Raw genomic sequence first — 19903 nt, forward strand, 5'->3', positions numbered from 1 at the left:
ACCCCGCGCCGGCTGGCGAGGGGTGTGCACAGCGGGCAATTCTAGAATGGCGGCCCCTTATTCGCTTGTCGGCCACCGCCGACGCCGGGCCCTCCCTCATGTCCTCTTCCCGACTCTTCGTGCTGATCCCGTGTGCCGGCTCCGGCTATCGCGCGGGGCATGCGCAGTCCACCCAGCCCAAGCAGTACCGGCGGCTGGCCGGCCTGCCGATGGTGGCCCACACGCTGGAGGCCTTCCGCGCGCTGGCGGGGCGCTTCGCCGGGCTGGCGCTGGTGGTGTCGCCGGACGACCGCGATGTGGATGCGGTGCTGCCGCGCTTTCCCGCCGAAAACGAATACCTGCTGCGCGTGGGCGGCGTGACCCGCGCGGCCACGGTGCGCAACGGCCTCGTGGCGCTGCGGCAGAAGGGCGCTGGCGCACACGACTGGGTGCTGGTGCACGACGCGGCGCGCTGCCTCATCACTTCGAGCCAGATCGAGGCGCTGATCGCGGCCTGCGAGCACGACGCCGTCGGCGGCCTGCTGGCGCAGCGGCTGGCGGACACGCTGAAGTCGTCGACCACCGAAAGCCGCGTGGCCCAGACCCTGCCGCGCGCCGACAAGTGGCTGGCGCAGACGCCGCAGATGTTCCGCATCGGCATGCTGCTCGACGCGCTGGAGCGCACGGGTGACACGGTGACCGACGAGGCCGGCGCCATCGAGGCCGTTGGCCTGTCGCCGCTGCTGGTGCCGGGCAGCGCGCAGAACTTCAAGGTGACCTTTCCCGAAGACTTCGCACTGGCCGAGGCGGTTCTGCTGGGCCGCAAGAAGGGCCTGGCATGACGAGCGCTTTCAACATCCGCGTGGGCGAGGGCTGGGACGTTCACCAGCTGGTGGCAGGGCGCAAGCTGATCCTGGGCGGTGTCGAAGTGCCGCACACCACCGGCCTGCTGGGCCATTCGGACGCCGACGTGCTGCTGCACGCCATTACCGATGCGCTGCTGGGCGGCGCGGGGCTGGGTGACATCGGCCGGCATTTTCCGGATACCGACCCGCAGTTTCGCGGCGCCGATTCATCGGTGCTGCTGGCTGAGGCGGCACGCCGGGTGCGCGCGGCGGGCTGGGAGATCGGCAACGTCGACAGCACCGTGATCGCGCAGGCGCCCAAGCTCGCGCCGCACATTCCGCTCATGTGCCAGCGCATCGCCGACACGCTGGGTATTGCGATCGAGCAGGTGAACGTGAAGGCGAAGACGGCCGAGAAGCTCGGCCCGGTGGGCGAGGGCCGCGCGATGGAGGCCCGCGCGGCCGTGCTGCTGCACCGCTGACGCGGCCCCGGATCAGGCCGGCTTCTTGCCGCCGCCCTGCGGCTCGCCGGGCTTGGCGCTGCCCGGTGGCATCGCGCGCGGCATCCGGATGTGTGCCGCCAGGCCGCGGCCCGGCGTGCTGGTCAGCGCAAAGGTGCCGCCCATGCGCTCGATGTTCTTCGCCACGATCGACAGGCCCAGGCCCGCACCGGCGGCTGAGGTGCGCGCCGCGTCGCCACGGAAGAAGGGCTTGGTCAGCTGCGAGAGCAGGGCGGGCTCGACGCCCGCGCCGTGGTCGCGCACCTTGATGAGCACCGCGTCGTTGTTGGCCTGCGCCTGGATCGTCACGTCGGCCACGCCCGTGGAGGGCGACTTGCCGTAGCGCCGCGCGTTCTCGACCAGGTTGGAGATCACGCGGGTGAGCTCGACCTCGTCGCCCAGCACCCGCAGGTCGGGGGGCACCTCGACCTTGATGTTCATTTCCTCGTAGTCCTGTACGGCGTAGGTACAGGCGTCGACCACGTCGCGCAGCAGCACCGGGCGCGGATCGACATGGTCGGGGCGCGCGTAGTCGAGGAACTTGTCGATGATCGCGTCGAGCTGGGCGATGTCGGCGGCCATGTGGTCGCGCGCGTCTTCGTCGGCCACGCTCATCTCGGTTTCCAGCCGCAGCCGGGCCAGCGGCGTGCGCAAGTCGTGCGAGATGCCGGCCAGCATGATGGCGCGGTCCTGCTCGATCTTGGCGAGCTGGTCCGCCATCCGGTTGAAGCCGATATTGACCGCGCGAATTTCGTTGGTGCGGGCGCGCTCGTCGAGCCGGTGCGCCTCGTACTCGCCCTCGCGCACCTGCATGGTCGCGCGCGACAGCTGCTTGAGCGGCAGGTTGATGAGCCGGGTGATCAGCGCCGCGCCAGCCAGCGACAGTGCCATGGCAGTGCTGAGCCACACCAGCCAGGTGCGCCCGCCCACGCGGCTGAAGCGCGTCGGGTCGAGCAGCAGCCAGTAGGTGTCGCTCTCGATGGTGAAGCCGATCCACAGGCCGGCTTCGTCGTTCACGCGGCTGGCCACCGTGGTGCCTTCGCCCAACTGGTCGATCAGCTCCTCGGTCACGCGCAGATCGAGCGCGCCGCTGGTGTAGGGCTGGAACCGGTCGTTGGGTTCGCGCGGCAGGATGCGCACGCCCTCCTGGTCGGCCAGCGTCTTGATCAGCGACACCCGGGTGATGGCGTCCGAATACACCAGCGCCGCGCGGGTGAGGTTCACGAGCGAGGCGATCTGGTGGGCGGTTTGAATGGCGCGCGGCTCGTATTCGAGCGAGCGGAAGGTCTGCAGCCAGGCGACGGTACAGCCGATCAGCAGCAGCGCCAGCAGGAAGAAAGTGCGCCAGAAAAGGCTGAAGCCCAGCTTGAGGCCGGGGCGTCGGTCACGTTGCGCGCTCGCTTCGAGCGGGCTCGGCATCGTGACCTGTGCGCCGTCCTCCTGAGCGGGGCCTGGTCTGGTGGATTGGCCGATGGCCACCTCTCAACGTGGCGTCAGGCCGTGCCGTCCGGCACGAACACGTAGCCGACGCCCCAGACGGTCTGGATGTAGCGCGGCGCTGCGGCGTCGGACTCGACCAGCTTGCGCAGGCGCGAGATCTGCACGTCCAGGCTGCGGTCGAAGGGCTCGAACTCGCGCCCGCGCGCCAGCTGGGCCAGCTTTTCGCGCGACAGCGGTTGACGCGGATGGCGCACCAGCGCCTTCAGCATCGCGAACTCGCCGGTGGTCAGCGAGAGCTCTTCGCCATCCTTTTTCAAGGTGCGCGAGCCGAGATCGAAGGCGAACGGGCCGAAAGTGACGGTCTCGTTCTCCGTGGAGGGGGCGCCCGGCGCTTCGAGCGGCGGACGGCGGCGCAGCACTGCGTGCACACGGGCCAGCAGTTCGCGCGGGTTGAAAGGCTTGCCGAGGTAGTCGTCTGCGCCGACTTCAAGACCGACGATGCGGTCCACGTCTTCGCCCTTGGCGGTGAGCATGATGATCGGCGTGCGGTCGTTGGCGGCGCGCAGGCGTCGGCAGACCGAGAGGCCGTCTTCGCCAGGCATCATCAGGTCGAGCACGATCAGGTCGACCGTGTCGCGCAACAGGATGCGGTTGAGCGCCTTGCCGTCCTCGGCCACGATCACTTCAAAACCTTCCTGGGTCAGATAGCGGCGCAGGAGGTCGCGGATGCGGGCGTCGTCGTCGACGATCACGATCTTGTCGGTGCGAGCGGGAACTTGAGTCATTTCTACAACGATGAATTTGTAACAGGGCCGATTCTGAAGGCGTTGAGTGGTCGTTGAGCCGGATTTACTTATGGTTTGACACTAAGTTACAAAACTTGCGGACGCTCGCCGTCTGGTCATCTGACGTTAGCGCGGAGGTGGCAAAGTCGCTTTTCCTGATGACTTCCACTCAATGAGACGTCCTTTTTCAGCCCTCCCGTTCATCCTCGTTTTCGCCTGCGGCCCGTCGCTGGCGGTGTCTGGCGACTTTTTCAGGGTGGGCGAGGTGCGTCGCAGCGAGGTCCGGGACGCGGTGGCGGCCCATCGGGCCGCGCAGCGCGAGGAGGTCCGCCGCGAACAGGCGATCGCCGGCCGGCGTCTTACCGCCGCCGAACTGTTCGAGCTGCGGCAGCAGGTCCGCGGCCAATGGACCCCGCCCGCGGCGGGTGCTTTGATCAATTCGGCAGAATCGCAGCCGGCCGAGCGGATCGTGCCGGTGCCTCCGGCCGCGGATCGCCAGTCGCTTACCGCGCCGCGCAGCCAGCGCCGCTGACGCGCCGGCTGGCCTGCCTGCGAACGCGGGCCTGTTTTTCACACCAACAAAGGGAGTACTTCGCCTTGAAGAAAAAAATCAAACTGCTCGCGGCCTGCGCCGCCCTGGCCGCTGCCGGCAACGCACTGGCCCAGAACGTCGTCACACCCGCGCCACAGAACGTGTTGCAGCTGACGGCTTCCGGCATGATCGAAGTCCAGCAGGACATGCTGAGCATGACGCTCGTGACCACCCGCGACGCGACCGACGCAGCCACCGTGCAGACGCAGCTGAAGGCCGCGCTCGACGCCGCACTGGCCGAAGCGAAGAAGAACGCGCAGGCGGGCCAGCTGGACGTGCGCACCGGCAACTTCAGCCTGTCGCCGCGCTACACGAAGGACGGCAAGATCAACGGCTGGCAGGGCTCGACCGAACTGGTGCTCGAAGGCCGCGACTTCCCGCGCATCACCCAGACGGCCGGGCGCATCACCACGCTCAGCGTGGGCAACGTGGGCTTCGGCCTGAGCCGCGAGCAGCGCGCCAAGACCGAGACCGAGGCGCAGAACATCGCCATCGAGAACTTCAAGCTGAAGGCCGGTGAACTGGCCAAGGGCTTCGGCTTCGGTGGCTACACGCTGCGCGAGGTGTCGGTGAACGCGAGCGACAACGGCCCGATCCGTCCGCGCATGATGGCGGTGCAGGCCAAGTCGTTCTCGGCTGATTCGGCTGTGCCGGTCGAGGCCGGCAAGACCAGCGTGGTGGTGAGCGTGTCGGGCTCGGTGCAGCTCAAATAAGAGAAACCCGTACCGGCGGGCTACCCTTTACTGGGCAGTCCATCCGCCGTCCATGGCCCAGGCAACGCCCCGGACCTGGTCGGCTGCCGGCGAGCACAGGAAGACGGCGAGGCCACCCAGTTGCTCGACCGTGGTGAACTGCAGCGAAGGCTGCTTTTCGCCCAGCAGGTCGTTTTGCGCTTGTGCGGCCGTGATGCCTTCTCGTGCTGCGCGGTCGTCGATCTGCTTCTGCACCAGCTGGGTCAGCACCCAGCCCGGGCAAATTGCATTGGCGGTGACGCCGGTGGTCGCGGTTTCGAGCGCGACCGACTTGGTCAGGCCGACGATGCCGTGCTTGGCCGCCACATAGGCCGATTTCTGCGCCGACGCCACGAGGCCATGGGCCGACGCGATGTTGATGACGCGGCCCCAGTTGACCTCGCGCATCGCGGGAATTGCCAGGCGCGTCGTATGAAAGGCGCTGGTGAGGTTGATTGCGATGATGGCGTCCCAACGTTCGGTGGGAAAGTCTTCGACCTTGGCCACATGCTGGATGCCGGCGTTGTTCACGAGGACGTCGACGCGGCCGAACTTCGACGCGGCGAAGCTCATCATGTCTTCGATCTGGTCGGGCTTGCTCATGTCGGCGCCGTGGTACTCGGCGCGCACGCCGAGCGCTTCGATCTCGGCCTTGGGGGCTTGGGCATCGCCGAAGCCGTTGAGCACGATGTTTGCTCCTTGTTGAGCGAGAGCCTTGGCGATGGCGAGGCCAATGCCGCTGGTGGACCCCGTGACAAGCGCGGTTTTGCCTTTGAGCATGAAGATCAATCTCCGGATGAATTAGGATGCGACGAGACAATTATCCGCACCAGGACGACTTCGTTTTCATGACCGAACCGACGCTTCATTACGTGGCGTGCGACGACGCCCAGGGCGGCCATCGCATGGCCTATTGGCAATGGGGCGACGCGCGCAGTACGCATGTCGTGATCTGCGTGCACGGGCTGACCCGGCAGGGTCGCGATTTCGACCGGCTGGCGCAGGCCATCGTGGCGCGCGCCGGAGGCAATGTGCGTGTGGTCTGCCCTGACGTGGTGGGCCGAGGGCGCAGCGACTGGTTGCGTGACCCGGCCTTTTATCAAGTGCCGGTGTATGCGGCCGACATGGTCGCGCTGATTGCGCAACTGCATCGCGAGCAGGCCATCGACACGCTCGACTATCTGGGCACCAGCATGGGCGGGCTGATCGGCTTCGTGCTTGCAGGCCACAAGGAACTGCCGCTGGCGCGGCCCATTCGCCGCTTCATTGCGAACGATGTCGGCCCGACGATCGAGCCAGCCGCGGTGCAGCGCATCGGTGCCTATGTGGGGAAGAACGGCAGTTACGAGAGCGTGCAGGCGGCGGCCGATGCCATGTGGGTGCTGTCGACCACCTTCGGCCCGCACACTCCGGCCCAGTGGCTGGCACTGTCGCAACACATGGTGGTGCCTGCCTCGCAGCGCACGGCCGACGGTTCGGCCAAGGTCGAAGCGGGCAGTGATGATGAAGGCTCCTGGCTGCTTCACTACGATCCGGCCATCGGCGTGGCGCTGCGCGCCATCACCCCCGAGGCTGCGGCACAGGGTGGTGCGATCATGTGGAGCCTGTACGACGCGATCGAGGCGCGCACGCTCATCACTCGCGGCGCCGTGTCGGATCTGCTCTCGCGCGAAACGGCCCTGGCCATGACGCAGCGCGGCCCGCATGCCAAGCTGGTCGAGTTCGAAGGCGTGGGCCATGCGCCGACCTTTGTCGACCCCGCACAGATCGCTGCCGTCACCGACTTCCTTTTCGACTGAGTGATTGAGTGAACGAAGCGTGAAGCGCGATTCTTCGAGCCTCCAGACGGCACCCATGTCCGACGCGGCCATGGTCGACTACCCGTTGTCCGCCGCAACGGCCGACCGCACGCCGGTGATGGAGAACATGCTGGCGCGCGCGCGTGCGTTCGCCGAGCCGCTGATCGCCGATGAAAAGCTCGACACGGGCGAGAACACGCTCGCACACGCCGACGCGGTGGCCACCATCGTCGCGAAGATGGGCGGCTCCGAGGCCATGCAGGCGGCGAGCTACCTGGTCTATTCGTGCCAGCACCTGAACCGCCCGCAGGAAGTGATCGCCAAGGTGTTCGGCGACAACTTCGCGGCGCTCGCGGTCGAGACGACCAAGCTGGTGCGTGTGCAGGAGCAGGCCCGCTCGGCTTCGCAGGGGCATCACGTCGAAGGCGCCGGTGCGCAGACCGAGAACGTGCGCAAGATGCTGCTGGCGTTCTCTCGCGACCTGCGCGTGGTGATGCTGCGGCTGGCCTCGCGCCTGCAGACGCTGCGGCATGCGGCTGCGAGCAAGCGGCCCGCACCCGAGGGCGTTGCGCGCGAGTCGCTGCAGGTGTTTGCGCCACTGGCCAACCGGCTGGGCATCTGGCAGGTGAAGTGGGAGATCGAAGATCTCTCGTTTCGCTTCCTCGAACCTGAAACCTACAAGCTGATCGCGCGCCTGCTCGACGAAAAGCGTATCGAGCGCGAAGGGCACGTCGAGCAATTGCGCTCGCAGCTGGAGAGCGAGCTGCAGGCCGAAGGCGTCAAGGCCGCGGTGCAGGGGCGGCCGAAGAACATCTACAGCATCGTCAAGAAGATGCGCGGCAAGTCGCTCGACTTCGAGCAGGTCTTCGACATCCTCGCGCTGCGCGTGGTGGTGCCCGACGTGAAGGACTGCTATGCGGCCCTGGCGTGGGTGCACTCGCATTTCCAGCCGATCGACGAAGAGTTTGACGACTACATCGCGCGGCCCAAGCCCAATGGCTACCAGTCGCTGCACACGGTGGTGCGCGAGCTGGTGGATGGCAAGGCAGGCAAGCCGATCGAGATCCAGATCCGCACCGAAGAGATGCACGACCACGCCGAGCATGGCGTGGCGGCGCACTGGGCCTACAAGGAAGCGGGCCACAAGGGCTATGCGGGCGTGTGGGCCAGCGGCGAGTACGACGCGAAGATCGCGGTGCTGCGGCAACTGCTGGCGTGGGAGCGCGATCTGTCGGGTGGCCTGCAGGGGCAGGGCCTGTTCGACGACCGCATCTATGTGCTGACGCCCGATGCAGCCATCGTCGAACTGCCGCAGGGCGCGACGCCGGTCGACTTTGCCTACACCGTGCACACCACGCTGGGCCACCGCTGTCGCGGGGCGCGTGTCGATGGCGCGATGGTGCCGTTGAACACGCCGCTGTCGAACGGGCAGACGGTCGAGATCATCGCGGCCAAGGAGGGCGGGCCTTCACGCGACTGGCTCAATGCCGAACTGGGCTACCTGGCCAGTCATCGTGCACGTGCGAAGGTGCGTGCATGGTTCAACGCACAGATCACGCACGAGACCGTGGCGCGCGGACGCGAAGCGGTCGAGAAGCTGCTTCAGCGCGAAGGCAAGACGGCCGTGCGGCTCGAAGACCTGGCGTCGCAGCTGGGCTTCAAGTCGGCGGACCATCTGTTCGAAGTGGTGGGCAAGGACGAATTCTCGCTGCGCAACATCGAGACGCTGCTGCGCCCACCGGAGCCCGCGCCGGGGCCGGACGACGGCGTGCTCATCAAGAAGGCGCGCGGCAGCGAGAAGTCGGGCAAGGGCGGCGTGCTCGTGGTGGGCGTGTCTTCGTTGATGACCCAGCTTGCCAAGTGCTGCAAGCCTGCGCCGCCCGATGCCATTCGCGGCTTCGTCACGCGAGGCCATGGTGTCAGCGTGCACCGCAGCGATTGCAGCAACTTCCGCACGATGGCCGCGAAGGATGGCGAGCGCGTCATCGACGTGGAGTGGGGCGTCGCGAAGAAGGGCGCCGACGCGCCCGTGTATGCGGTGGACGTGGCTGTGGAAGCGGCCGACCGTCAGGGCCTGCTGCGCGATATCTCCGATGTGTTCGCACGCGAGAAGATGAACGTGATCGGCGTGCAGACGCAGTCGATCAAGGGCACGGCGTGGATGACGTTCACCGTTGAAATCGCGGATGCCGCGCGGCTCACGCAGGTTCTTGGCATGGTCACGGCAGTGATTGGTGTGCGATCTGCACGTCGTCGCTGAAAAGCACGTTTTCTCCTGCTACAATAGCTGCTTCTCGGACACATCCTTAGGCGCGTAGCTCAGCTGGTTAGAGCACCACCTTGACATGGTGGGGGTCGTTGGTTCGAGTCCAATCGCGCCTACCAATTTCTGCTTCAGTCCCGGCCAACCACCGGATCAGCTGACAGAGCATGCACCGGGTTCCCCGGTGCACATATCGTCCCTTGTGGTGATGCAGGCAAAGACCTTGGCCATGTTGTTGTGCTACCTTGGCTGCTCTGCAATTCCATTCCACTTTTCTTGATAAGCGATCAGATGAATACGCGATCAACGCCTGTTGATCGGGCTCATGCCGACAAGCGCCTGGCCGCACTGTTGAGGCAGGCTCCTCTCGAGTTTGCGCGTGCTGTCTACGGCATCAACGACTATGCAGGTGGGCGCACCGACACCATGGCGGCACGCGAGGTGGTGCGTGCGCAACGCCAGGGCATGCCTCTGACCGAAGAGCGCGCCGAGCAACGCGCTCGCGCATATCTGCCGACCGTGGGACAAGAACATTGCCCGCGCTGCTGGGTGGTCTACGGGCAGAAAACCCCGCTGCGGTTTCGGGAGGCCGACGAAGAGCGACCCGAGACGGCTGCCTGCCATGCATGCGGCGCGGAGTACGCGACATCGCCGGATTGAGGAAAGTGCCGCGTCTGGTCAGGGTAAACCTTGTCGCGGCGCAGCAAAACCGCTCCCTAGAATCATCCGATGACATGGGCGTCCATGTGAAGGAGTCCGCAGTGCAGAGCAAGAAGTCCGGGGTCAAGCCGGTACAGCGTGTGATCAAGAAGTACCCCAACCGAAGGCTCTACGACACCGAGACATCCACGTACATCACGCTGACCGAGGTGAAGCAACTGGTCATCCAGAGTGCCCAGTTCGTGGTGCGCGATGCCAAGACCGGCGACGACCTCACGCGCAGCATCCTGCTGCAGATCATTCTCGAAGAAGAGGCGGGCGGTGCGCCGATGTTCACCGAGCAGGTGCTGGCCAACATCATCCGTTTCTACGGGCAGGCGATGCAGGGCTACATGGGCCCGTACCTCGAGAAGAACATCCAGGCCATGACAGAGGTGCAGGCGCAGCTGACCGAAAAGGCCGAAGGCCTGACACCCGAGATGTGGTCGCGCTTCATGACCATGCAGTCGCCGATGCTGCAGGGACTGATGGGCAATTACGTCGAGCAATCGAAGAACGTTTTCCTGCAAATGCAGGAGCAGATGCAGAAAAACACCGAGCAGGTACTGGGGGCCTTTGGCATTAAGCGGCCCTGAATGTCCTGCCGTCACCGATAGCTGGGACAATAGAGGCATATGAGCGAAGTTGCCTCCCCCGAACGTACGGCCACGCCGACCGCCCCCAAGGTCGGTTTCGTGAGCCTGGGCTGCCCCAAGGCCCTGACCGATTCCGAACTGATCCTGACCCAGCTGAGTGCCGAGGGTTATCAAACCGCCAAGACTTTCGAAGGTGCCGATCTGGTGATCGTCAACACCTGCGGCTTCATCGACGATGCCGTGAAGGAGAGCCTGGACACCATTGGCGAAGCGCTGGCAGAAAATGGCCGTGTGATCGTCACCGGCTGTCTGGGCGCCAAGACCGGCGACCAGGGCGGCAATCTGGTGCGCCAGATGCACCCGAGCGTGCTGGCCGTGACCGGCCCGCACGCCACGCAGGAGGTGATGGATGCGGTGCATGCGAACCTGCCGAAGCTGCACGATCCCTTCATCGACCTGGTGCCGAATACTTTCGGTGTCGCCGGCCTCAAGCTGACGCCGCGCCACTACGCCTACCTGAAGATCAGCGAGGGCTGCAACCACCGCTGCACCTTCTGCATCATTCCCTCGATGCGCGGCGACCTCGTGTCGCGGCCGGTCGGCGATGTGTTGAGCGAGGCCAAGGCCTTGTTCGAAGGCGGCGTGAAAGAACTGCTGGTGATCAGCCAGGACACCTCGGCCTACGGCGTCGACGTGAAATACCGCACCGGGTTCTGGGACGGCAAGCCGGTCAAGACCCGCATGCTCGAACTGGTGCGCACGCTGGGCGAAATCGCCGAGCCATATGGCGCCTGGGTTCGCCTGCACTATGTGTATCCGTACCCGAGCGTTGACGAGATCATTCCGTTGATGGCGAGCGGCCAGGTGCTGCCGTATCTCGACGTGCCCTTGCAGCACAGTCATCCCGATGTGCTGAAGCGCATGAAGCGCCCGGCCAGCGGCGAGAAGAATCTGGAGCGGCTGGCGCGCTGGCGCGAGGTGTGTCCAGAGCTCGTGATTCGCAGCACCTTCATCGCCGGGTTCCCCGGCGAAACGGAGCAGGAATTCGAGCATCTGCTCGACTTCATCCGTGAGGCCGAGATCGACCGCGCCGGTTGCTTTGCCTACAGCCCGGTCCAAGGCGCCACCGCCAACGACATTCCGGGCATGCTGCCCGAAGCCGAGCGCGAGGCGCGTCGCGCGCGTTTCATGGAGGTGGCCGAGGCGGTGTCAATCGCCAAGCTGCAAAGGCGCGTCGGCTCGACGATGCAGGTGCTGGTCGATTCGGCGCCGGGCATGGGCCGCAAGGGCGGGGTGGGGCGCACGTATGCCGATGCGCCGGAGATCGACGGCACGGTTCGCCTGCTGCCGCCCGAGAAGATCAGCAAGACGCTGAAGGTGGGTGAATTCACCCGCGCGCGCATCGTGGGTGCCGAGGGCCACGACCTGATCGCATTGCCCGTTTGATGCGGATTCGAATGGACAAGAAAAAAGCCACCGGAGGCCGGTGGCTTGAATCGAATGACCTGGTAAGGGTCTGCTTGAATTTGGTGCCCAGAAGAGGACTCGAACCTCCACGATGTTACTCGCTAGTACCTGAAACTAGTGCGTCTACCAATTCCGCCATCTGGGCTTGTTCTGCTTTTCAGCAAAGGCTACGAGTATACACAATTTGGCCCGGCAATTCCGTCGTCTCGAAGCGTGTGGAGAAGCTCCATCGTCTGCTTGGCCTCGCTTGTGAAGGCTGCATCGAGCGTTTGATGCGAATTCAAACGGCCATGAAAAAAGCCACCGGAGGCCGGTGGCTTGAATCGAATGACCTGGTAAAGGTCTGTTTAAACTTGGTGCCCAGAAGAGGACTCGAACCTCCACGATGTTACTCGCTAGTACCTGAAACTAGTGCGTCTACCAATTCCGCCATCTGGGCCCACAGAGCTGCCGAAGCAGCAATGTTTTGAATTTCAGGAAAGAAGGAGATCATATCAAAAATAATGTCACTTCCAGCGGCTTGCTGGATGAATTCGAAGGAACTGTTCAAGGACATCGCGATGGGCACGGCTTCGTGCAGCGCGACGACGGTGAAGCAGACATCTACCTGCCGCCGAACGAAATGCGCGCGGTGTTGCACAAGGACCGCGTCAAGGCGCGCGTCGTGCGTCAGGACCGCCGCGGTCGCCCCGAAGGGCGCGTGGTGGAAATCGTCGAGCGTCCCGAGCAGCCCATCATCGGCCGCCTGTTGCACGAAGGCGGCATCTGGCTCGTTGCACCGGAAGACAAGCGCTACGGCCAGGACGTCCTGATTCCCAAGGGCGCAACCGGTCCCGCGAAGGTGGGGCAGGTGGTTGTCGTGCAACTCACCGAGCCGCCGGCTCTGTTCGGCCAGCCCGTTGGCCGCGTGAAAGAAGTGCTGGGCGAGATCGACGACCCCGGCATGGAGATCGAGATCGCCGTGCGCAAGTACGGCGTGCCGCACGAGTTTTCCGCGGAGTGCCTGGCCGAAGCCAAGGCATTGCCCGAGAAGGTCCGTCCCGCCGACAAGAAGGGACGCGTCGACCTTACCGACATTCCGCTCGTCACCATCGACGGTGAAGACGCGCGCGACTTCGACGATGCCGTGTACTGCGAACCCGCGAAGGTGGGCCGCGGCAAGGGCTGGCGCCTGCTGGTTGCCATTGCCGACGTCAGCGCCTATGTGCAGACCGGCTCGGGCATCGACATCGACGCCTACGACCGCGCCACCAGCGTGTACTTTCCGCGCCGCGTGATTCCGATGCTGCCCGAGAAGCTGTCGAACGGCCTGTGCTCGCTCAACCCCGAGGTCGAGCGCCTGTGCATGGTGTGCGACATGCTGGTCGCGGCCGACGGCGAGATCTACGCGTACCAGTTCTACCCGGCCGTGATGTTCAGCCATGCGCGCTTCACGTACACCGAGGTGGCTGCCATCCTCGGCAACACGCGCGGCCCCGAAGCTGCCAAGCGCAAGGACCGCGTCAAGGACCTGCTGAACCTCGCCGACGTCTACAAGGCGCTGCTCAAGCAGCGCGGCAAGCGTGGCGCGGTCGACTTCGAAACCACCGAGACGCAGATCATCTGCGACGACGCCGGCCGCATCGAAAAGATCGTGCCGCGCACGCGCAACGAGGCGCACCGCCTGATCGAAGAGGCAATGCTCGCGGCCAACGTCTGCAGCGCCGACTTCATCGCCGAAGGCAAGCACCCGGGCCTGTACCGCGTGCACGAAGGCCCGACGCCCGAGAAGAAGGAAATCCTGCGCGGCTACCTGAAGGCGATGGGTGTCGGCCTGAGCATCACCGATGATCCCAAGCCGGGCGAGTTCCAGGCCATTGCCGATGCGACCAAGGAGCGCCCCGACGCGCAGCAGATCCACACCATGCTGCTGCGATCGATGCAGCAGGCGATCTACACGCCGATCAACAGCGGCCACTTCGGCCTGGCCTACGAGGCCTACACGCACTTCACGAGCCCGATTCGGCGCTATCCGGACCTGCTGGTGCACCGCGTGATCAAGGCGATCCTGTCGAAGACGCGCTACCAGCTGCCGATGCTGCCCACGCCCGGCGAGGCGCATGCCAAGCTGGCCAAGCGGCTCGCGTCGCGCGTGAAAGCGCCAACCAGCAAGCCGCAGAAGGCCACTGTCGCTCCCACCAAGGAAGTGCTGGCATGGGAAGCCGCAGGCCTGCATTGCAGCGCCAACGAACGCCGCGCCGACGAGGCCAGCCGCGACGTCGAGGCCTGGCTCAAGTGCAAGTACATGCGCGAGCACCTCGGCGAGGAATACGGCGGCGTGGTCACTGCGGCCACGACCTTCGGCATCTTCGTCACGCTTGATGCGATGTATGTCGAGGGCTTGGTGCACATCACCGAGCTTGGCGGCGAGTATTTCAAGTTCGACGAGATGCGCCAGGAGCTGCGCGGCGAGCGCACCGGCATCCGCTATGCCATCGGCACGCGGGTGCGAGTTCAGGTGAGCCGCGTCGACCTGGACGGCCGCAAGATCGACTTCCGCCTCGTGCGCGAAGGCGAAGAGCTCACGGCCCGTGCCATGAAGGACAAGGGTGCGGCATCATCGGGCGTGCCGGTCAAGGCCTCGGCCAAGCGCAGCACGCGTCACAAGGCTGAGGCCGGCAGCGCCGAGTCGCGCGCAGAGCGCGGCACCTCGGCCACGGCCGGGCCGCAGTCGGCGATGCAGGCCTTCAAGTCGGCGGTCAAGAAGGCCGCCAACAAGATGAAGGGGCGCAAGCCGCGCCGCTGAAGAAAGCCTCGCACGCCGCACGAACCATCGACAAACCGAAAAGAGAAAGAGACAGACAGCATGAGCGCTGAAGACAACAAGGGCCGCATCGCCATCGTCACGGGTGCGGGTTCCGGCATCGGCCGCGCCGCCGCGCTGGCGTTGCTGGGTGATGGCTGGAGCGTGGTTCTGGCGGGGCGCCGCCTGGAGCCGCTGGAACAGGTGGCGCAAGAATCGGGTGCCGGTGCGCGCGCCTTCGCGGTGTCGACCGACGTGTCCAATGCGGACTCGGTGCAGGCCCTGTTCGCCGCCACCGTCGAGCGCTTCGGCCGCGTCGACCTGCTGTTCAACAACGCCGGCGTGGGCAACCCGCCGGGCCCGTTCGAAGACTGGACGCCCGAGCAATGGCAAGGTGTGGTCGACATCAACCTGACCGGCATGTTCTTCTGTATCCAGCAGGCGTTCCGCACGATGAAGGCGCAGACGCCGATGGGTGGCCGCATCATCAACAACGGCTCCATCTCGGCCACCGCGCCACGGCCGAACTCGGCCGCCTACACGGCGACCAAGCACGCGGTCGAAGGCCTGACCAAGACCGCGTCGCTCGACGGCCGCAAGTACGACATCGCCGTGGGGCAGGTGGACGTGGGCAACGCCATGACCGAACTGGCCGCGCGCATGGCCAAGGGCGTGCCGCAGGCCAATGGCGAACTCGCGATCGAGCCGCTGATCGACGTCAAGATCGTGGGCCAGTCGGTGCTCTACATGGCGAACCTGCCGCTGGAGGCCAACGTGCTGTTCCACACCATCATGGCGACGAAGATGCCCTTCGTCGGGCGCGGCTAAAAAGCTCGCGTCAGGCGGGCGCGCGGCGGGCCAGCGTGCCGGCCGTGAGCGGGGCTGCATCGGCCGGCCATGTGTCGGCGATGTGGCCGTGTTGCCAGACGGCTTCGCGCGCTGCTTCGAAAGCAGGCTGGCGCATGGCCAGCGCCGCGCCGATCATGCCGGCCAGCACGTCGCCGGTGCCTGCAGTCGCGAGGCTGGCATTGCCGGTCAAGTTGATGACTGGCAGGGTTTCGGCGGCGCCTGCAATGACGGTGCCCGAACCCTTGAGCACGACCACGACACCGAAGCGTGCGGCGAGTTGGCGGGCTGCGGCTAGCCTGTCGGCCTGAACGTCGCCGACCGTACAGCCCAGCAGGCGCGCAGCTTCCAGCGGATGGGGCGTGATCACGGTGGGCGATCCGCTTTTCCCCCGGGACGTCAGCTGTGCTTGCAGTGCGCCATCGGCTGCGATGGCATTGAGCGCGTCGGCATCGAGCACCAAAGCGGCCGCCGTCGAGAGCACGCGCGGCAGCAGTTCTTGCACCGCCTCTCCACCGCCGCAGCCGCACACCGCCGTCATGCCTGACAGGTCGAGCGTTCGGGCGTCGCGCAGCATCAGTTCGGGTTGCGCGGTGTCGACGGGGGCCGCGCTCGGGTCGAGCAAGCCGACGAACACGCGTCCCGCGCCGCCATGAAGTGCCGCCGAGCCGGCCAGCAAGGCGGCGCCCGCCATGCCGGACGCTCCGCCGATCACCGCGACATCGCCGTAGCTACCCTTGTGCGAGGCATGGGTGCGCGGCTGTGCGGCGGGTGCTCCGGCGATTCGGGCCACGGGTTGATCCTTGAACGCGCTGCAACCCAGATCGTCGAACCACACCGTGCCCGCGGCATCACGGCCCTGGGCAGTGAACAGGCCGGGCTTCAATGTGAGAAAGGTGATGCAGGTGCGGGCCGACGCTTGCGTGTGGTTGGTGCCGAGAGGCAGCGTGCCGGTGTCCGCATTCAACCCCGATGGCACGTCGACGCAGAGCACGGGTTGGCCGCTCGCATGCATCTTCGCCAGCCACTCGGCCATCGTGCCTTCGGGCGGCCGCGTCGATCCGATGCCGAGCAGCGCGTCGATGGCCAGTTCATAGGCCGAAGGCGGCGTCGATGCAAAGGTGACGCCCGCATCGCGGGCACGCTGCAGCGAAGCCTTGGCGTCCGGCGGCAAGCGGCTTTCATCTCCCAGGAATGTGACGACAGGAAAGAAGCCCCGGTGACGCAACTGCGCGGCCGCCTCGAAACCATCGCCGCCGTTGTTTCCCGGCCCGCAGGCCACCCAGATCGTCCGCGCATGCGGCGCAATCGCCATCGCGAGCCGCGCTACCGCAAGGCCGGCGCGCTGCATCAGCGTGTGGGCGGGCAGGGCGGCCGCAGCGGCACGCTCGATGCGGCGCGTGGCGGCGATGTCGAACAACTCGGCAGCGGTGGCGGAGGTGATGCGTTGCATCGGCGCATTGTGCCGCCGTGCTGTCTCCCTATCATCCGGGGATGAGCTTCAAAGGCGTCGGTTGGCTGCTTGTCCTGCTTTTCGCAGCGCTTGTCTTTTTCCTCGCTGCGACGATGGCGTGGATTGCAGGGCTGGGATGGGTTCTGGGCCTGTTGTGCGCCGTATGGGGCGTCTTCCTGCTGGCAGAGCTGAAGCGGTGGGTGTCTCTGCGGGACGTGGCCTGGGCCGCCAATGTCGGCTTCGGCTGCAGCGTGATCCGGTGGTTCGACGTCCCGGGTGAAACGGCTTCCGGCCTGATGCGTCTGGCCCTGCTGGGTGCCGCTGCGCTGTGCCTGATTTTCTTTGCGCTGCTCAGCCCCGGACTGCTGGGATGGATTGCGAGCAGGCTTCGCCCACCGCCGGAGCCCGCGCTGCCTGTAGAGCAGCCGGCGAGCCCCGAGGCCCTGCGCCGGTGGGGTCCTAAAGACTGAGCCGTTCGACCCCGAGTCCTTCGAGGTCGATGCCCGGGTCCTGTCCAGCAATCAGGTCGCCCAGCACGCGCGCGCTGCCGCACGACAGCGCCCAGCCGCTCGACCCATGGCCGAGGTTGAGCCACACGCCGGGAATACCGCTGGCACCCAGCACCGGTGGGCCGTCCGGCAGCATTGGCCGTGCGCCTTTCCATTGCTGGACGCCGGACTGCAGCGTTGCCGCACCCGGGAACCAGTCGTGCAGCACCTTGTAGAGCGTTTGCACCGCGGCCGGGTTCATCGTGTCGAGCGAGCCGCCGATCTCCGCGCTGCCAGCCACCCGCACGCGCTGGCCCAGGCGGGAGATGGCGACCTTGTAGCGCTCGTCCATCACCGCGCTGCGCGGCGCGTTGAGCGGCTCGCGGATCGGCGCGCTCACCGAGTGGCCGTAGACCGGGGCCATCGGGATGCGCAGGCCCAGCGGCCGCAGCAGCGCGGCCGAAGCCAGGCCGGCGCACACCACGACTGCGTCGTAGCGCACGGGGTCGGAGCCGCTCGCCAGCGACAGCGAGGTGGGCGCCGCGCGGCTCAGCGGTGCGATGTCGCAGTTGAAATGAAACTGCGCGCCGAACGACTCGGCCTCCCACTTGAGCAGCAGCGCGAACTGGCGGCAGTTGGCCACTTCGTCTTCGGGCAGGTGGATGGCGCCTGCAAGGGGGGTATCGGGGTTGAGGGCAGGCTCGATCAGCCGGGCCTCGTCGGCGTCGATTTCCTTGAAGACGCTGCCCGCCGAGCGCAGCACCTCCAACCCGGCTTGCACCAGTTTCTTGTCGCGCTTGGAACGCAGCAGCACCAGGTAGCCGTCGCTGCGTTCGTAGCTGAGCTCGCGCGCCTCGGTCACCTCGTGCAGCCGGTTGCGGCTGTAGAAGGCCAGGCGCTGCATGCGGGCGCGGTTGGCCAGGTAGGTTTCGAGCTTGCAGGCTTTCTGCCAGCGCGACAGCCAGCCGAGATCGCGCGAGCCCAGCGGCCAGCGCAGCTTGATGGCGCCGTGCGAGGACAGCAGCGAGCGCAGCACCTTGCCGCGCATGCCGGGGGCGGCCCACGGCGTGACGTACCCGGGAGCGACCACGCCGGCGTTGGCGAAGCTGGCTTCTTCTGCGGCGGCGCCCCTGCGCTCGAACACGGTCACTTCATGGCCGTCGGAAACCAGTTCCCAGGCGGTGGTGACGCCGATGATGCCGGCGCCCACGATCGCGATTTTCATTGAATGTTCTGAATAAGAGAGATGGCTGACGCCCGTAAGGCGGGCAATGTCAGCCGTTAATTTTGCAGCGCGCGCTCGGTCTGGAGTGCTACAGCAAGCACGGCGTCGTCGTGCAGTGCGGCATGCCACAGCATCAGGCCAACCGGCAGTTCGCCGTCGGCGTGGCAGGGCAGCGAGATCGCGCAGCCGTCGAGCATATTGATGATCGACGGGTTGCGCAGCAGCAATGCATTGACGCGGAAGAATTCGTCGTCGCGTTCGGTGCCCGGCGCCACGCTGGCGATGGGCGGCGCGGTGATCGGCACTGTCGGCGACAGCACGGCGTCGAACGGGGCGAGCGCGGTTTCGACTCGGGCGATCCAGTCGCGACGGGCATTGATCAGGTCGATGTATTCATGCGCCTTCATCGTGGCGCCGCGCAGGATGCGCTGGGCCACGCGCGGGTCGTAGCCTGCACCGCTGCGCTCCAGCAACAGGCGGTGCCAAGCGTGCGACTCGGCGGCCGAGAAGCCGCCGGTGGCATTGATGGTGGCCAACTCGGCGAGTTCGGGCAGTTCGATTTCCACGATGCGGGCGCCGGCTGCGCGGAGCGCCTTCAGCGAGCGCTCGAAGGCGGTGGATACGGCGGGTTCGATGCCGTCGAAGAAGACGTTCTTCACCACGGCCAGCCTGTAGGCGGCCAGAGGGGCGTTGCCGGCGGTCACTCGCCGGGCCGCGAGGATCTCGTGCGCGGTGATGGCGTCGCGAACCGAGCGCGTCATGGCGCAGACAGTGTCCAGAGTGGTTGAGAGCGGCAGCGCGCCGTCGGCGGGCGTCAGCCGGGCCGTGTTCTTGAAGCCGACGATGCCATTCAGCGCCGCCGGGATGCGGATCGAGCCGCCGGTGTCGGAGCCCAGGCCGATGAACGCGGCCCCGCTGGCCACCGAGATCGCGGCGCCGGATGACGAGCCGCCCGGAACGCGCGGCGTGGCGGCATCGCTCACGTTGGCCGGCGTGCCGTGGTGCGGGTTGACGCCGACGCCCGAGAAGGCGAACTCCGACATGTTGGTGCGGCCGGTCAGCACGCCGCCCGCGGCGCGCAGCCGCGCCACGGCGAGGGCATCGGCCCTGGCGGTTGGTGCATGGGCCAGGACCACGGAGCCGGCCGGCGTTGGCTGGCCCTGGATGTCGAACAGGTCCTTGGCGGTGAAGGCGAGACCCGAAAGCCGGCTGTCGGGGTTCGACGCAGCGGCCGCCTGGCGGGCTTCGTCGAACATGGTGCGGGTGAAGACGTGCGCGCAGACCGGGGACTGGGCGATGCCGATGGCGCGCTCCATTTCGGTGCGTGCATCGGAGCCACCTGCCAGAAGGTCGAGACGGGTGGCGTGAAGGTCGTTCATGAGTGGGGCAGAGGCTGTGCAAGCAGCTCGGGTT

General features: G+C 66.3%; 18 protein-coding genes and 3 tRNA genes. 13 read left to right on the plus strand and 8 right to left on the minus strand.

The features are described 5' to 3' along the window. Positions 1-98 precede the first annotated feature (98 nt). Complete coding sequence (gene ispD, locus BLV60_RS17435) at positions 99-821, plus strand: 2-C-methyl-D-erythritol 4-phosphate cytidylyltransferase (RefSeq protein ID WP_093056590.1); 723 nt, start codon at positions 99-101, stop codon at positions 819-821. Continuing rightward, positions 818-1306: a 2-C-methyl-D-erythritol 2,4-cyclodiphosphate synthase gene (ispF, locus tag BLV60_RS17440; RefSeq protein WP_093056527.1), complete on the plus strand. Its 489-nt coding sequence runs from the start codon at positions 818-820 to the stop codon at positions 1304-1306. The genes ispD and ispF overlap by 4 nt, the downstream gene beginning before the upstream one ends. A 12-nt stretch (positions 1307-1318) precedes the next feature. Here the strand turns inward: ispF and BLV60_RS17445 are convergent, their stop codons facing one another. Both BLV60_RS17445 and ompR read right to left on the minus strand, forming a co-directional pair. Beyond that, positions 1319-2743 carry a sensor histidine kinase gene (locus BLV60_RS17445; RefSeq protein WP_093056528.1) on the minus strand — a complete coding sequence of 475 codons (1425 nt, stop codon included), beginning with the start codon at positions 2741-2743 and terminating at the stop codon, positions 1319-1321. Between the two features lie 74 nt (positions 2744-2817). Then, positions 2818-3549: an osmolarity response regulator transcription factor OmpR gene (gene ompR / locus BLV60_RS17450; protein WP_007837017.1), complete on the minus strand. Its 732-nt coding sequence runs from the start codon at positions 3547-3549 to the stop codon at positions 2818-2820. A 172-nt stretch (positions 3550-3721) separates the two neighbouring features. Here ompR and BLV60_RS17455 point away from each other — a divergent pair, with 172 nt between their 5' ends. After that, on the plus strand, positions 3722-4081 hold the full coding sequence (locus BLV60_RS17455; protein WP_093056529.1) for a hypothetical protein: 360 nt from the start codon (positions 3722-3724) through the stop codon (positions 4079-4081). 65 nt (positions 4082-4146) lie between these two features. Next, positions 4147-4854 carry an SIMPL domain-containing protein gene (locus BLV60_RS17460; RefSeq protein ID WP_093056530.1) on the plus strand — a complete coding sequence of 236 codons (708 nt, stop codon included), beginning with the start codon at positions 4147-4149 and terminating at the stop codon, positions 4852-4854. Between the two features lie 27 nt (positions 4855-4881). On the opposite strand, the gene BLV60_RS17465 is transcribed toward BLV60_RS17460, so the two are convergent. After that, positions 4882-5652: a 3-hydroxybutyrate dehydrogenase gene (locus BLV60_RS17465; protein WP_093056591.1), complete on the minus strand. Its 771-nt coding sequence runs from the start codon at positions 5650-5652 to the stop codon at positions 4882-4884. A 26-nt stretch (positions 5653-5678) separates the two neighbouring features. Between BLV60_RS17465 and BLV60_RS17470 the strand changes: the two genes are divergently transcribed. The 6 genes from BLV60_RS17470 (at position 5679) to rimO (ending at position 11675) form a co-directional block, all read left to right on the plus strand. Continuing rightward, on the plus strand, positions 5679-6671 hold the full coding sequence (locus BLV60_RS17470; protein WP_093056531.1) for an alpha/beta fold hydrolase: 993 nt from the start codon (positions 5679-5681) through the stop codon (positions 6669-6671). A gap of 55 nt (positions 6672-6726) precedes the next feature. After that, positions 6727-8931, plus strand: coding sequence for a RelA/SpoT family protein (locus BLV60_RS17475; protein WP_371127378.1), 2205 nt, complete (start codon positions 6727-6729; stop codon positions 8929-8931). Between the two features lie 48 nt (positions 8932-8979). Further along, positions 8980-9056 (plus strand) — tRNA-Val (locus BLV60_RS17480). A 169-nt stretch (positions 9057-9225) separates the two neighbouring features. Next, complete coding sequence (locus BLV60_RS17485; RefSeq protein WP_093056533.1) at positions 9226-9594, plus strand: hypothetical protein; 369 nt, start codon at positions 9226-9228, stop codon at positions 9592-9594. A gap of 74 nt (positions 9595-9668) precedes the next feature. Beyond that, the gene (gene phaR, locus BLV60_RS17490; RefSeq protein WP_093056534.1) at positions 9669-10229 is read left to right on the plus strand and encodes a polyhydroxyalkanoate synthesis repressor PhaR; all 561 of its coding nucleotides are present in this window, start codon (positions 9669-9671) and stop codon (positions 10227-10229) included. A 39-nt stretch (positions 10230-10268) separates the two neighbouring features. Beyond that, positions 10269-11675 (plus strand): 30S ribosomal protein S12 methylthiotransferase RimO, encoded by a 1407-nt coding sequence (gene rimO, locus BLV60_RS17495; protein WP_093056535.1) that lies wholly within the window; start codon positions 10269-10271, stop codon positions 11673-11675. An 81-nt stretch (positions 11676-11756) separates the two neighbouring features. Here the strand turns inward: rimO and BLV60_RS17500 are convergent. Continuing rightward, positions 11757-11841 (minus strand) — tRNA-Leu (locus BLV60_RS17500). 209 nt (positions 11842-12050) lie between these two features. Then, positions 12051-12135: transfer RNA gene (locus BLV60_RS17505), tRNA-Leu, on the minus strand. 81 nt (positions 12136-12216) lie between these two features. Between BLV60_RS17505 and rnr the strand changes: the two genes are divergently transcribed. Beyond that, positions 12217-14481: a ribonuclease R gene (gene rnr, locus BLV60_RS17510; protein WP_371127379.1), complete on the plus strand. Its 2265-nt coding sequence runs from the start codon at positions 12217-12219 to the stop codon at positions 14479-14481. A gap of 60 nt (positions 14482-14541) precedes the next feature. Beyond that, a complete protein-coding gene (locus BLV60_RS17515; RefSeq protein WP_093056536.1) occupies positions 14542-15306 on the plus strand; it encodes an SDR family oxidoreductase in 765 nt (254 codons plus the stop codon). A gap of 10 nt (positions 15307-15316) precedes the next feature. On the opposite strand, the gene BLV60_RS17520 is transcribed toward BLV60_RS17515, so the two are convergent. Then, complete coding sequence (locus BLV60_RS17520) at positions 15317-16777, minus strand: NAD(P)H-hydrate dehydratase (protein WP_093056537.1); 1461 nt, start codon at positions 16775-16777, stop codon at positions 15317-15319. A gap of 41 nt (positions 16778-16818) precedes the next feature. On the opposite strand from BLV60_RS17520, the gene BLV60_RS17525 reads away from it, so the two are divergent. Further along, positions 16819-17247 (plus strand): hypothetical protein, encoded by a 429-nt coding sequence (locus BLV60_RS17525; protein ID WP_093056538.1) that lies wholly within the window; start codon positions 16819-16821, stop codon positions 17245-17247. On the opposite strand, the gene BLV60_RS17530 is transcribed toward BLV60_RS17525, so the two are convergent. Together BLV60_RS17530 and BLV60_RS17535 are read right to left on the minus strand one after the other, a co-directional pair. Continuing rightward, positions 17237-18490, minus strand: a complete 1254-nt coding sequence (locus BLV60_RS17530) for a D-amino acid dehydrogenase (protein WP_093056539.1) — start codon at positions 18488-18490, stop codon at positions 17237-17239. The two genes, BLV60_RS17525 and BLV60_RS17530, sit on opposite strands and share 11 nt — an antisense overlap. Positions 18491-18546: 56 nt before the next feature. After that, positions 18547-19869, minus strand: coding sequence for an amidase (locus tag BLV60_RS17535; protein ID WP_093056540.1), 1323 nt, complete (start codon positions 19867-19869; stop codon positions 18547-18549). Positions 19870-19903: the final 34 nt, after the last annotated feature.

The sequence above is a fragment of the Variovorax sp. YR634 genome (genome assembly GCF_900106655.1).
GTDB lineage: Bacteria > Pseudomonadota > Gammaproteobacteria > Burkholderiales > Burkholderiaceae_C > Variovorax.